Origin of the sequence: Mycobacterium sp. URHB0044, assembly GCF_000620625.1 — a bacterium.
GTDB lineage: Bacteria > Actinomycetota > Actinomycetes > Mycobacteriales > Mycobacteriaceae > Mycobacterium.
Genome location: NZ_JIAW01000001.1, coordinates 406,051 through 419,864, shown reverse-complemented (window position 1 = coordinate 419,864; position 13,814 = coordinate 406,051). Strand labels below are relative to the sequence as shown.

At 68.3% G+C, this 13,814-nt stretch carries 13 protein-coding genes; 6 read left to right on the top strand and 7 right to left on the bottom strand.

The window, feature by feature from the left end:
* Positions 1–4: 4 nt before the first annotated feature.
* From N536_RS0101990 to N536_RS0101970, 5 genes are all read right to left on the bottom strand, one after another.
* Positions 5–784 carry a DeoR/GlpR family DNA-binding transcription regulator gene (locus tag N536_RS0101990; protein WP_029112076.1) on the bottom strand — a complete coding sequence of 260 codons (780 nt, stop codon included), beginning with the start codon at positions 782–784 and terminating at the stop codon, positions 5–7.
* A 9-nt stretch (positions 785–793) separates the two neighbouring features.
* Positions 794–3,031, bottom strand: coding sequence for a 4-hydroxythreonine-4-phosphate dehydrogenase PdxA (gene pdxA / locus N536_RS0101985; RefSeq protein ID WP_029112075.1), 2,238 nt, complete (start codon positions 3,029–3,031; stop codon positions 794–796).
* A 76-nt stretch (positions 3,032–3,107) separates the two neighbouring features.
* Entirely contained in the window at positions 3,108–3,794 is a 687-nt protein-coding gene (locus N536_RS0101980; RefSeq protein WP_029112074.1) for an SDR family NAD(P)-dependent oxidoreductase, read from the bottom strand.
* Positions 3,791–4,996, bottom strand: coding sequence for an exo-alpha-sialidase (locus tag N536_RS0101975; protein WP_029112073.1), 1,206 nt, complete (start codon positions 4,994–4,996; stop codon positions 3,791–3,793). Before N536_RS0101975 ends, N536_RS0101980 begins: the two co-directional genes overlap by 4 nt.
* Positions 4,997–5,000: 4 nt before the next feature.
* Entirely contained in the window at positions 5,001–6,578 is a 1,578-nt protein-coding gene (locus N536_RS0101970; protein ID WP_029112072.1) for an ABC transporter substrate-binding protein, read from the bottom strand.
* A gap of 310 nt (positions 6,579–6,888) precedes the next feature.
* Between N536_RS0101970 and N536_RS0101965 the strand changes: the two genes are divergently transcribed.
* From N536_RS0101965 to N536_RS0101940, 6 genes are read left to right on the top strand one after another with little or no spacing between them, the layout of a single operon-like run.
* Positions 6,889–7,824 carry an ABC transporter permease gene (locus N536_RS0101965; protein WP_029112071.1) on the top strand — a complete coding sequence of 312 codons (936 nt, stop codon included), beginning with the start codon at positions 6,889–6,891 and terminating at the stop codon, positions 7,822–7,824.
* Complete coding sequence (locus N536_RS0101960) at positions 7,821–8,759, top strand: ABC transporter permease (protein ID WP_029112070.1); 939 nt, start codon at positions 7,821–7,823, stop codon at positions 8,757–8,759. Before N536_RS0101965 ends, N536_RS0101960 begins: the two co-directional genes overlap by 4 nt.
* 1 nt (position 8,760) lies before the next feature.
* Positions 8,761–9,573 (top strand): ABC transporter ATP-binding protein, encoded by an 813-nt coding sequence (locus N536_RS37135; protein WP_051574158.1) that lies wholly within the window; start codon positions 8,761–8,763, stop codon positions 9,571–9,573.
* The gene (locus N536_RS37130) at positions 9,570–10,427 is read left to right on the top strand and encodes an ABC transporter ATP-binding protein (RefSeq protein ID WP_051574157.1); all 858 of its coding nucleotides are present in this window, start codon (positions 9,570–9,572) and stop codon (positions 10,425–10,427) included. The genes N536_RS37135 and N536_RS37130 overlap by 4 nt, the downstream gene beginning before the upstream one ends.
* Entirely contained in the window at positions 10,427–11,383 is a 957-nt protein-coding gene (locus tag N536_RS0101945; RefSeq protein WP_029112069.1) for an aldo/keto reductase, read from the top strand. Before N536_RS37130 ends, N536_RS0101945 begins: the two co-directional genes overlap by 1 nt.
* 25 nt (positions 11,384–11,408) lie before the next feature.
* Complete coding sequence (locus N536_RS0101940) at positions 11,409–12,167, top strand: HpcH/HpaI aldolase/citrate lyase family protein (RefSeq protein ID WP_029112068.1); 759 nt, start codon at positions 11,409–11,411, stop codon at positions 12,165–12,167.
* 7 nt (positions 12,168–12,174) lie between these two features.
* Here the strand turns inward: N536_RS0101940 and N536_RS0101935 are convergent, their stop codons facing one another.
* Together N536_RS0101935 and N536_RS37125 are read right to left on the bottom strand one after the other, a co-directional pair.
* Entirely contained in the window at positions 12,175–12,930 is a 756-nt protein-coding gene (locus N536_RS0101935; RefSeq protein ID WP_029112067.1) for an SDR family NAD(P)-dependent oxidoreductase, read from the bottom strand.
* Positions 12,931–12,945: 15 nt separating this feature from the next.
* Entirely contained in the window at positions 12,946–13,719 is a 774-nt protein-coding gene (locus N536_RS37125) for an IclR family transcriptional regulator (protein WP_051574156.1), read from the bottom strand.
* Positions 13,720–13,814: the final 95 nt, after the last annotated feature.

Here is a 13,814-nt window from a genome sequence, read left to right as displayed (position 1 = left end):
AACCCTAGTCACCGGAGCCGGCACGCACCACGCGCACACCGGCGTCGCGGAAGGCCTTGACCTGCTCACGCGTGGCCGAATCGTCTGTCACCAGAGTCGTTTCCGGTGGGATGGGCGCCCACGCGTGGAAGGGACGACGACCCAACTTCTCTGCGTGGGCCAGCACGTAGACCACCTCCGCGCGCTCGATCATCAGCTCCTTGAGCCGCGTCTGCTCGAGCTCCGCTTCGCAGATCCCTAGTTCGGCGTTGACGGCGTCGGCGCCGAGGAACGCGCGATCAAAGGTCAGCCGTTGCAGCGTCGCTTCGGCGAGCGGGCCGATGAAACCCTGACTGAGGTGACGCAGCGTGCCGCCGATGCACTCGACCCTGACGTCGTCGGCATCGGCGAGCGCCTCCAGTGCGGTGAGCCCGGCGGTCACCACCGTCAGACCGGCGATGTCACCGAGGAACTGGCCCATGGCGCCGACGGTGGTGCCTGCGTCGAGCAGAATCGTCTCGCCGGGAAGCACCTGGCTTGCGGCCCATCGCGCGATGGTGCGCTTGGCGTCGTACCCCTCCACCGCCCGCTGCCGCAGCGATGCCTCGGACGGTCGGTCGAGTGCGATCGCGCCACCGTAGGTCCTGGCGATCAGCCCCTGGGAGGTCAGCTGGCTGAGGTCGCGGCGGATGGTGGAGGGCGTGACGCCGAACTGAACGGAGAGCTCCTCGACACTCGCCAGCCCGCTCGACCGTGCGAGTTGCACGATCTCGGACCGGCGGGCCTGCGATCCCCGTACGGGCATTGACCTCTCCTATTTGGCAACCGTTGCGCTGCTTGCCAATTCGGCAGCCTGACGAAGGGCTTCAACCATACTACCGGCCTCCGCGATGCCTTTGCCGGCAATATCGAAAGCCGTGCCGTGGTCCACCGAGGTGCGGATGACCGGCAACCCGACGGTGATGTTCACGCCGGCCTCGATTCCGAGCACCTTGACCGGGCCATGCCCCTGGTCGTGGTACATCGCGACGATCAGGTCGTAATCGCCGCGGCCGGCGAGGAAGAACGCGGTGTCGGCAGGCAACGGCCCGTGGACGTCGATGCCGTCGGCGGTGAGGATCTCGATCGCGGGGATGATCTTCTTCTCCTCTTCGCCGTACCCGAAGAGGCCGTTCTCGCCTGCGTGCGGGTTGATGCCGCAGACCCCGATCTTCGGCGCCGCGATTCCAGCGCGGACCAGTGCTTCGTGGCCGCGGCGGATGGTGCGCTCCACCAGGCCCGGCTCGATCCTGCTCACCGCGTCCAGCAGGCCGATGTGGGTGGTGACGTGGATGACCTTGAGTTTCGGCGTCGACAGCATCATCGACACCTCCTCGGTCCCGGTCAGGTCCGCCAGCAGCTCGGTGTGCCCGGGATAGATGTGGCCCGCCGCATGCAGGGCCTCCTTGTTCAGCGGCGCCGTGCAGATGGCTTGCACCTCGCCCCGCACCGCCAGCTCGCTGGCCACCCGGATGTACTCGTACGCCGCATGACCGGCGACTGGCGACAGCTCACCCCATGGCAGGTCCGCGGGCAGCAGATCGAGGTCGATGACGTTGATTCGCCCCGGCGCTTGTTCCGCGTCGGCGATCGACCGCACGGCGACGATGTCCGCGTCGACGCCGAGGATGTCGGCTGCCTGAACCAGCCGCTTCGCATCGCCGATGACGATCGGGACGCAGAAGCCGCGCACGGCGTCGTCGAGGAGCGCGGGCACGATGACCTCCGGGCCGACGCCTGCGCCGTCGCCCATGGTGACGGCGACGACGGGGAGTGCACCGGCATCGGTGAGTGCCGTCGATGTGGTGGACGAGCTCATGAATTGTCCTTCGGTCGTGGGGTGGACGGGCGGATTGCCTGCGAGCAGGTAGCCCGCGATCGCGGTCAGGCTGGTGGCGTCACCGAAACTGCCTGGGCGCGTGACGATGCTGCGGCCATCGGAGGCAAGGCACACGACGGCGCCGTGGTGCACTTCGCCGATCGGGTGCAACGTGGTCAGGCCAACCGCGTCGACGACGGCGCGGGCCGTCTCACCACCGGTGAGCACCAGGTCGGGTCGGTGGCGTCCCTGGCCGGCGGCGACGAAGCGGCCGAGCGCGGCCGACAGTGCGCGAGCGCGCGCGGGTGCGACGTTGCCGCGCAGCGTGATCAGCACGTGGCCCTGGTCGAGGGCGTGCGACAGCACTGCAGGGTCCGCTGTTTCGCTCAGCAGCGCATCGGCGTCGAGGACGAGGTGGTGGAAGCCGAGAGCAACCAGGCGTGAAGACTGTTCGGCTGCAATGGGTTCGGCGGTCCCGACCACGGTCAGAACATGACGCGACGGCGGCCGGTCTGCGCTCTCGGGAGTACCGGCGGGAAGGGTTCTGGCGACCGCGGCGGCGAGTGCTGCGGTGCCAACCAACTGCGCGTCCCGGATCGAGCGGCTCACGCGCACAACGGCATCGAGGTCGGCATCGGTGGTGGCGTCGCAAATGGCGATCTCGCCGTTGGCGACGGCCTTCGATACCGCATCGGCGAGGTCGCCGCCCGTCGGAATCATGGCCGTCGGCCGGTCACCGAACAGTTCCGCGATGGTGTGTGGAGGTAACGTCGGTTCCGCCGCCCAGGCCCGGGTGCGGTGGAGCGGAACGCCGTTGACGTGCAGGACACCACGTTCGACGACGCGGTCGAGCACCGGGAGTGCGGCCGCGACGATGACGGGACCCCGGTCCGCGAGCACGCCGACTTCGGCGCCGACCGCTCCGCGCAGCAGCGAATCGATCTTCTTGACCAGGATCGCGTCGGTGGGGAGGCCGGCGAGTGCGGAGCGCAGAATGCGTTGTGCATCAGGCGCGTTCAAAGCACGGGTGTTCAGATCGGTGACGGTGACACCAGCCTGATCCGCCGCGGTGTCGAGGTGCAGGGTCAGCGGGACCTGCCTGCCGAGGAACACGCTGGCGCTCTCCGCCGCGCCGGAGAGGTCGTCGGCCAGCACCATGACCGTCGGCGAGCTCGCCGCTCCGGGTCCAGTCATGGCGTCGCCTTCGGTCGAAGATGTGCGCGTTCTGCGCACTCCAGGCTAGCAGTCTTGCGCGTTCCGCGCAGAAACGTCATAGCGAGGCCCCCGCACACTGCACGAGCACCTGGCCGGTGATGCTGCGGCCGCCAGGCCCGAGCAGGAACGTGATCAGCGCTGCGACCTCCTCCGGAGCGATGAACCGGCCGAGCGGCGGCAGCTTCGGCGGGGTGCTTTGGCGCGCCGGGTCGGCGAGCATCGGGGTGTCCGTGGGTCCAGGAGCGACGACGTTGACGGTGATACCGCGGCCGACCAGTTCGAGCGCCCAGGACCGTGCCATGCCGGCCAACGCGGACTTCGTTGCCGCATACTGACTTTTGCCGGCATTGCCCGTCATCGTGCGGCTGCCGACCAGGACGACGCGGCCGCCGTCCTGCAGGTGCGGCGCCAGTGCATTGACCAGGACCTCGGCGGCGCCGACGTGAATCCTCCACATCTGCAGGCCGTCCTCGACGTTCAACCCGCCGAGTGGCGCCGCGAACTGCAGCCCGGCCGCATGCACGATCGCATCGACGTCGCCGATGGTCCTGGCCCGAGACTCCAGGGCCGCGAAGTCACCGAGGTCCGTCTCGAGCCATTCGAAGGCGGCGTTCGCAATGTCCGGGGCGCGCCTGCTGAGACCGATGACTCGCCAGCCGCCGCCGAGCAACGCGTGCACCGTGGCCGCCCCGATGCCCGAGCTGGCCCCGGTGACCACGACGGTCCGGGAGGCGGTGGTCACGGCGTGTCCGCCTCGATCCATTCGGCGGTGACCTCGACGTATTCGATGGCCTGACGGAACCGGGTGAAGGCGATGTGCAGCGCGTCACCGGCTGCGGTGATGGTCGGGTACGAGAACTCTCGGTTCAGGCCGTCCCGGGAGTTGTTCGACAGGCAGTAGCCGTCGCCGACCTCGATGTTGCGGCGGATCGGCCAGGTGAGTCCGGCGTCGTCGGAGAGCGCCAACGTCATGGGTGCGCGCGGTGCACCCCAGAAGGCCGTGCGCGCATCACCGTCGGAGGGTTCGTCGGCGACGGGAGCGGGAGCGGGGCCGTCGGCGAGACCGTCGTCGTCGATCTCGTCGTAGAGCGACAGGCGGCGGGCGGTGGCGTCCGCGACGCTGGACTCGTTGAACACCAGCGCCAGCCGGTCACCGGGCAGCACCGTGAACTGGATCGACGAATTGTTGTTGGGCAACTCCGTCGGCAGTGGCGTGGTCCACGTGTCGCCGTCGTCGGCGGACGTGCTGCGGTAGATCGAGTCGGCCCAGCGACTGCGGAAGAGCGCCACCAGCTTTCCGTCCGACAGGCGGCCGATGTTCATGTGCACGCAGCCGGTGCTGTCCGGTACGACGACCTCCCGCCACGTGCTGCCGCCGTCGTCGGAGATCATCACGCTGCTGTAGTCGCGGTCGCCCACCCAGCGCTGCCCCGGCACGCGCACGCAGTGAAAGATCGGCAGCAGCAGCCGTCCTGACGGCAGCGCCACGATCGGTTGGCGCACGAAGACGCCACCGTGCTCGGTCTCGGGAAGCATCGTGTGCGTCGATCCCCAAGTGCGGCCGCCGTCGTCGGAAACACGGCGCAGCACCCGCGCGGTGTCCTGATTGCCGGCGTGCTGCGACGTCCACAACAGCCAGATCTCGCCCGAATCGTGTACGTGCAGAACGGGATTCTGCTCCGAGCGGGTCGGGTCGTCGGACAGCTGCACGGGAGCAGACCAGGTTGATCCCTCCAGCCGCGACAACCAGACGCTGATGTCGGGCACGCCTTCCTGCGTGCCTGCGAACCAGACGCAGCCCAGCGTTCCGTCGGGCAGCACCGCCAGGTTGGCGGCGTGGTTCTGCACCTGCGGCGCAGGCAACAGCGCATCGCGCCGGCCCGGTTCGGTCGAGGGCCGCACCACGCCGTCGGCCCGGGTGGTGTCTGCGGGGGTTGCGCTCACGTGGTCAGCCCTTCAGGGAAACGGCGTCGAGATCGTAGGAGTTGGTCGGGCGCAAGGTGATTCCCTCGATGCGGGTGCGCCGGCCCAGAACGGCCTTGGGCACGAACGACCACATCATGGGACAGGTCTGCCAGATCCGGCGTTGCGCGTCGGCGAGTAGTGTGGCGCGCCGGGCCGGATCGGCTTCCTCGGATGCCTGGGTGATCACCGCGGTGATCTCGGGGAAGAGATAGCCGTGGTAGGTGTCGCGGGTCGCTTCCTTCTCCGCGGTGCCGGCATACATGCCCTGCATGATCGTCAGCGCCAACCCAGTCGGGCTGGGGAAGCCATTGCCGAGCACGTCCCAGTCGCCGGCCTTGCCCTGGCGCCACTGCGCGATGTCGCCGCCCGGTTCGAACTGCTGCAGCGTGGCCCGGACGCCGACGTCGGACAACATCTGCAGGACCGATTCCATGATGTCGGTGTCGGCGGCGAATTCGCCACTCTCCCAGATGATCTTGAGCTTGAGGTCACGAAGGCCCAATGCATTGAGTTCCGACTTCGCGCGGTCCGGGTCGTAGGTGTACTCACCGGTCTCGATGGCGCCGTCGAGACTGAGCGGGATCACGCCGCGGGAGGCGGTGGCCGAGCCCTGCATCACGTTGTCGATCAGTGACTTGCCGTCGATCGCGTAGGTCAGCGCACGCCGCACCCGCGCGTCGGCCATGGGGCTGTTCGGCGGCTTGCGGAAGTTGTAGAACAGCTGGTTGAGCCGTACCCCGTCGGCACGGTCCACCGCGACGCCGGACAGGCCGGCGATCTGGTCGGTCGAGTCGGGGGTGATGGAGTCGATCACGTCGATCTCGCCGCTGCGCAGCGCCACCACGCGGCTCGACTCGTCGGGCATGAAGCGCACCCGCACCGATTCGACGTGTGGTGCGGCGCCCCAATAGTTCTCGTTGCGATTCAGGGTGTAGGTGCCCGAACCGCGGTCGGCCTGGGTGACCACGTACGGCCCGGTGCCCACACCGGACTGCAGGTCCTCTGGCACGTTCGCCGCCGCCGGCGTGACGAGGATGTTGGACATCAGATAGTCGAGCACCGGGATCGGCCGCACGGTGTTCAGCCGGAAGCTGGTCTCGTCGATCTTCTCGACGGTGGGCCACTCGGGGAAGAAGCCGGCCACGAAGGAACCGTCGACCTGGCTGTACATCTTGAGTGCGGTGGCCACGTCCTCGACGCGCACCGGCGAGCCGTCGGAGTAGCGGATTCCCGGGCGCAGGTGCACGAACCACTGCGTGGGCGAGATGAGTCGGAACTGGTCGGCGAGGACCAGTTGGACCCGCAGATTCTGATCGATCGCGGTCAGCGCCTGACGGACGGCACGCTGCACGGTCACGGCGGCGTCGTACTGCAGCAGCTTGTTGTCGAGCGTCACCAGGGACCGGTTCAGCGCGAGGCTCACGGTGGTGGGACCGGGGCGACCCGTTGGCGTCGCGCAGCCGACCGCTGCCGACCCCACTGCCAGCCCGGCGCCCAACAGCAGGCTGGACCGCAGCAGCGTTCTGCGCGACAAGGGCTGGAGCAGAACAGGTTTGGTCATCTTCGACCTCCCGGGCAGTGGTTACGAGGCGACCGAACGATGGTCCGGAGTCGGCACCGTCTGTGATCGCTGACACACCGGACTGTACGCCCAAGTGCTCACAACACGCAATATCGGATTGCATCTTGCGCACAACACGCAAAAGTGCCATTGTGAGCTGAGTAACAAGACGCGCCGCGCCAGCCCACTCGAGCGCAGCGTTACCGAAAGGTCGACGATGACTCAGCAGCTCGCCGCGACGACACCGCTCCCCCAGTCGCCACCCGGTCCCGCACCGAGCGGCGGCCTCTCCCGGCTGGTCACCGCGGCCATGCCGCGCTACATCGCCAAGCGACTCGGCCAGAGCCTGCTCACGGTCTTCCTGACGCTGACCACCGTCTTCGTGCTGATCCGACTGGCGCCGGGCGATCCCGCATATTCCATGGCCGGGCCCCTCGCCACCACTGAGGACCTGGCCCGCATCCGCACCGACATGGGACTCGACCAGTCGGTGTTCATCCAGTACCTGCGCTACCTGCAGGGTCTGCTGCATCTCGATCTCGGCACGTCCTACTCGTTCCAGGCGCCGGCATTCGGTGTCGTGCTGGACCGGCTGCCATACACGATCACGTTGTCAGTGGCGGCGATCCTGCTCACCACCGCCGTGGCCGTGCCGCTGGGCGTGTGGATGGCACGCCGGGCCGACACCCGCAGGGAGCTCGCCGCCAACGCGGTCACCATCGCGGGCCAGTCGATGCCCGACTTCTGGACCGGCCTGATGCTGATCACGCTGTTCGCGGTGCTCATCCCCGTCTTCCCGCCCGCCGGGTTCACCACCTGGTCGAGTCTGGTGCTGCCGACCGTCACCATCGCGGTCCTGCAGATCGCGCTCATCTCGCGGATGGTGCGCCGGGAGATGGTCGGCGCGTTCAGCTCCCCGTACATCACGGTCGGGCGCTCCCGCGGCGTCTCCGAGCGCGAACTGATCTGGCGTTACTCGATGCGCAACTCCGCGATTCCCGTGCTGACCGCACTGGGCACCCGCTTCGCCTCGATGCTCAACGGCGTCGTGGTGGTCGAGGTGGTGTTCGCCTGGCCGGGCGTCGGGTCGCTGGTGGTGCGGGCGCTCGAAACCCGCGACTATCCGCTGATCCAGGCGACGGTGCTGGTGACCGCGGTGCTGGCAGTGCTGGTGCAGCTGCTCGTCGACCTCTGTTATCCGCTGCTGGACCCGCGGGTTCGGCTTGGGAAGGGAACAGCCAAGTGACCACCGTGATCGACGCCCCGGAACAGCCTCGCCCGTCCGCGGTCACACCCCGCGACATCGCGCGTGCCGGCGCCACGCGCCGCGTCCGCGACAGCAGGGTCAAGATCTGGGTCGGCAGCGTGCTGGCGCTCGCCGTGATCGCGCCGGTCGCGCTGGCCCGGGTGTTGCCGCTGCCGTCGCCGGACGCCACTCACCTCGGTCAGCGCCGGCTGCCCCCACTGACCGACGGGCACTTGTTCGGCACCGACCAGTTGGGGCGGGATCTGTTGGCCCGCGTGCTGTTCGGTGGCCAGGTCTCGCTGGCCATCGGTGTGCTCGCCGTCGTGGTGTCCGGCATCATCGGCCTCACCCTCGGCGCCATCGCCGGCTATCGCGGCGGCTGGGCCGACACCATCGTCAGCCGCCTGCTCGAGGCGCAGCTGTCGCTGCCGCTGCTGATGATGCTGCTTCTGGTGGTCGCGTTGTTCGGGCCGTCGATTCCGGTGATCACGTTCGTCATCGCGATCGCCCAGTGGCCCGAGATCGCCAGGCTCACCCGATCCCTCACCCTGGTGGAACGGGAGAAGCCCTACGTCGCCGCGGCTCACGTGCTGGGTCTTGGCCGCACCGGAATCCTGTTGCGCCACATCGTGCCCAACATCATCAAGCAGGTCTCACTGGTCGTCCTGCTGCTGTTGGCGCAAGCGGTGCTGCTGGAGAGCGCGTTGAGCTACCTGGGTGCCGGGCCGCAACGACCCTTCGCCACCTGGGGTCGGATCATCTCCGACGGCCAGGACTACGTCACCACCTCGTGGTGGCTGGTCACGCTGCCGGGTTTGGTGATCGCCATGCTGGTCGTCGGGGTCAACCTGCTCGGCGACGGTCTGCGCGACCGCACCGGCCGATCGAAAGCCGGTCTGCTGAGCCGATTCTCGCTGCGGAAGAAGGAGATCTGAGATGGGCACCCTGTTGCGCGTCGACGAACTGCAGATCGAACTGATCACCGCGGGCGGCGTCGTCCGCGCCGTGGACGGGGTCTCGTTCGGCATCAATGCCGGCGAAACCGTCACCATCATCGGCGAATCCGGCTCAGGCAAGTCGACCACCGCCATGGGCATCCTCGGCCTGCTACCCGACGACCTGGCGGTGCTGTCGGGTGCGGCGCGATTCCAGGACATCGACATCCTCGGCAAGCCCAAGGCGCTGCAGAAGGTGCGCGGCAAGCACGTCGCGCTGATCCCGCAGGACCCGATGACCGCCCTGAGCCCCGTACACACCGTCGGGTCGCAGCTGCGCGACGCCATCCGGCACAGCGGTGTCACCGGCCGCACCAAGCAGAACGCCCGCGCCGTGGAACTGCTTGAGCAGGTGAAGATTCCGCGTCCCACCGAGCAGCTGTCGAAGTATCCGCACCAGCTGTCCGGCGGCATGCTGCAGCGCGTCCTGATCGCCGCCGTGTTGGCGGCCGGGCCCGAGCTGATCATCGCCGACGAGCCGACCAGCGCGCTCGACGTCACCGTGCAGGCCAGCATCCTCGACCTGCTGCTGGAACTTCAGGAACGCACCGGCGTGGGGATCCTGCTGATCACCCACGACCTCGGCGTCGCGCGGCTGATGTCGGACCGCATCTTCGTGATGAAGTCCGGTCGCTTCGTCGAGAGCGGCAACGCCGAAGAGCTGCTGCGCACCCCGCAGAGCGCGTACACCAAGCGACTGCTCGACGCCGTGCCGCGGCTCGACGGTCACACCACGATGGGAGTCCCGGCATGACCGCACCGTTGCTCGCGGTAGACGACCTCGTCGTCGAGTACCCGGCCGGCCGCGGTGTGTTCCGCGCGCTCGACGCCATCAGCTTCACCGTCGAGAAGGGTTCGACGCTGGCGGTGGTCGGCGAATCCGGCTGCGGGAAGTCGACGCTGGCCAAGTCGATCGTCCGGCTGCTCACCCCAACCTCGGGGACCATCAAGATCGACGGCGTCGACATCGCGGGCATGTCGGAGAAGTCGTTGCGCCCCTTCCGGTCCCGGATCCAGATGGTCTTCCAGGACCCCTACGGGTCGTTGGATCCCCACCTGAGCGCTGTCGACATCGTCGGCGAACCACTGCGGCTGCAAGGGGTGCGCAAGCGCGGCGACCGTGAGGCCAAGGCCGCCGCCCTGATCGACAGGGTCGGCCTGCCGAAGAGCGCGCTGCACCGCCGCCCCGCCGAGTTCTCCGGCGGCCAGCGCCAGCGCATCGGCATCGCCCGCGCCTTGGCCAGCGGGCCGGAGCTGCTGGTGTGCGACGAGGCGACCAGCGCGCTGGACGTCTCCGTCCAGGCGCAGGTGCTCGACTTGCTTCGCGAGATCAAGCGCGACACCGGTTTGACCTACGTGTTCATCTCCCACAACCTCGGTGTGGTGCGCGAGATCAGCGACACCATCATCGTGATGTGCGACGGGCGGATCGTCGAACGCGGCACCACCGCGGACGTGCTCGCGAAACCCGCAGAGCCCTACACACAAGCGCTGCGGGCGGCCGCGCTCGACCCCACCACCATGGTCGGCATCAAGCCGCGCAACGTCGTATCGCGGCTCGGCGCCACGCCCGGCGTCCTGGCTACCGATTCCCGAGGAGTTGCGTAGTGGCCGAGCTGGACTTGACCTCACTGGTTCTGGGCACCATGACGTTCGGCGACACCGTCGACGCCGACGTGGCCGCCACCATGGTCGACACCGCGCTCGCGGCGGGAATCACGCACATCGACACCGCCAACGGTTACGCAGGCGGAGCCTCCGAGCGGATGCTGGCAGACCTGCTGCGCGGCAGGCGCGACCGGATCACCTTGGCCACCAAGGCCGGAATGCCGCACCCCGACGCCGGCGAGCACGCGCCGCTGTCGGCCGCCGGGTTGCGTGCCAGCGTCGAGGGCAGCCTGGCCCGCCTGGGCACCGACCACGTCGACCTGTTCTATCTGCACCAGCCCGACCGCGCGACACCGCTCGCCGAGACCCTGTCCACGGTGGCCGATCTGGTGGCCGAGGGCAAGATCGGCGCATTGGGGGTGTCCAACTACGCGGCCTGGCAGATCGGTGAGATCAACCATCTCGCCGACGAGGTCGGCGCCCCACGGCCGATCGTCGCCCAGCAGCTCTACAACCTGCTCGCTCGCCGGATCGAGGAGGAGTACGTCGAGTTCGCGGCCGTCACGGGGCTGATCACGATGGTCTACAACCCGCTCGGAGGCGGATTGCTGACCGGACGGCACTCGTTCGACGAGTCGCCCGCCGACGGCCGGTTCGGCACCTCGCGGTTGGCGAAGATGTACAAGGAAAGGTACTGGAACACCGCCATTTTCGAGGCCATCCAGCAGCTGACGCTGATCGCCGAGAAGGCGGGACTTCCGCTCACCGAGCTCGCGCTGCGGTGGCTGGTCGCCAAGCCCGCGGCGGGCCCCATCCTGCTGGGCGGCTCGAAGGTCGAGCACCTGCAGGCCAACATCGCGGCCATCGGCAAGGGTGCCCTCGACGAGGATTTGGTGCAAGCATGCGATGACGTCGGCGCCGCCCTGCGCGGTCCGATGCCGAACTACAACCGATAGGACACTTTGTGATGAGCGCGACGTCATGAGCGCGACCGAATTCGCCGCCCGCCTGCGCAGGCGCGAACGCATCCTGGGCTACTGGTCGGTGATGGACTGCCCGGTCGCCACCGAATGGCTGGCCCACGTCGGCTGGGATTACATCGCACTGGACCTGCAGCACGGCATCATCGGCTACTCCGGCATGGTCGCAGGCCTCACCGCCATCGACTCCGCCGGTGGTCCGGTCGGGCTGGTGCGCGTGGAGGCCAACAATGCGACGCCCATCGGACGGGCACTGGACGCGGGCGCCGCCGGGGTGATCGTGCCGCTGATCAACACCGCCGCCGAGGCCGCCGAGGCGGTCGCCGCGGCGACGTACCCACCGAACGGCATCCGGTCGTACGGACCCATGCGGGCGCAGCTGCGGATCGGGCCGCTACCCGCGCACGCCGACCGGGACACCGTGGTGCTGGCCATGATCGAGACGCCGCAGGGGCTGGCCAACGTCGAGGAGATCGCTGCGGTCCCCGGACTCGACGGCGTCTACGTCGGGCCGTCCGACCTGCGCATCGCGGTGGGCGGCGCGCACTCCCAGGATCCCGCCGTCGACGACGTCTTCGAAGCTGCGCTGACCCGAGTCCGGGAGGTCGCGGAGGCGGCAGGGATCGCCGCGGGCATCCACACCCCGGACGGTGCAACCGCGGCGCGCAGACTCGGCGAGGGATACACCTTCGCGACGGTCGCCTCCGACCTGGTGCATCTCAAGCTGGCCTCGGCGGCGCACCTCAAGGCCGCACAGTAGGCGCAGATCACTGGGCGGTGTAGCCGCCGTCGACCGTGATGGTGGTGCCCGTGACGTAGCGTGAGTCGTCCGACACCAGATAGGCGACCGCGGCCGCCACGTCGTCGGGTATTGCCAATCGGCCCAAGGGAATCCGGGACACGACGTCGCGCTCGGTCTGACCGGCGTCCGGCGTGCCGGCCAGCCAGGCCTCGTAGAGTGGCGTTCTCGTCATCCCGGGGGCGACGTCGTTCACCCGGATCTGTCGGGGTGCGAGTTCGACGGCCGCCGACCGGGTGAGCGAGTGCACGGCTCCCTTGGACGCCGCGTAGACCGCCATGGTCGGCACACCGACGAGCGCCAGGCGCGACGTGACGTTGACGAGCGAACCGCCGGCTTCGGGCATCGCCCTCGCGGCCGCCTGGATCATCGCGATGGTGCCGAACGCGTTGACCTCGAACACTTCTCGAATGCGTGCCATCGGCGTCGTAGTCAAGTCATCGGTGTGATCGAGTGCCGCGTTGTTGACCAGGGCATCGACGGCGCCGAACGCCGTCACGCACGCGCCGATCACGGCGTCGGGAGCGTCTGCATCGGTGATGTCGGCCGCCAGGAACCGGACCCGCTCCCCCAACGATTCGGCTAGCCCGCGCCCACGGCCGGCGTCTCGGCCGGTCGCCAGAACGCAGGCGCCCTCGGCGTGCAGTCGGATGGCGGTGGCCGTGCCGATGCCCGACGTCGCGCCGGTGACCACGACGGACTTGCCGGCGAGACGCTCAGCCACGGCACGGAGGCGTTGTCACGGGACCTTGCGGCCGATCTCCGCAGCGGCCGCAATGATCTGCGCCCCAGCGTGTTCGAGGTTCTCTGGCGTCAGCCGGTGAGTGAGGAAGCTGATGCTCAGCGCGTAGCGGGACGGACTCCCATCGGCGGTGGGGATCGCGGCGGCCACGCAGGTGAGCTCCTCGGCGGCCTCCTCACGGTCGACGGCGAAGCCCCTTTCCCGGATCTCCTTGATCTCGGCGGCCATCTTCTTCATCGTCGTGATCGTGTGCGGGGTCAACTCCGGAAGCCCCGCCGAGGCCACGATGTCGCGCCAGACGCTGTCGGGCATGGACGCCAAGAGCGCCTTCCCCAGCGCCGAGGCGTGCCACGGATCCGACTGCCCGACGTCGCTGACCTTCTTCACCGCACGACGGCCCTCGACGACTTCGACGATGACCACCGTGCGTTCCTTGTGCGCGGCGAAGTTCACCGTCTCGTTGAACTCGAGCATCAGGCGCTCCATGGTGGGCAGGATCGCCTCGGACGGGACCTGTCCGGAGAAGGCGCGTTGACCGAGCCGGAAGATCTCCCAGCCGAGGCGGTACTGGGTCGCGTTGAACCGCTCGATGTACCCCAGCGAGACGAGACTGTTCAGGTACCGCAATACCGTCGCCTCGTTGAGCGCTGTGCGCCTTGCTATTTCGGTGAGATTCCCGGATTCGGCTTCGGCGACGGCGTTGAGGATTCGGGCGGTGCGCTCGACACCGATCAGATTCGAACCCTTGTCGGGTCGTGCCTCGGTTTTCACCCAGTGAAGGTTACCAGTACCCAGTGATGGCTCCGTCCAGCCACGTCTACCGGTTGACAGACGGTCGACGCTGTCTTAGTTTTCATTCAGCGAAG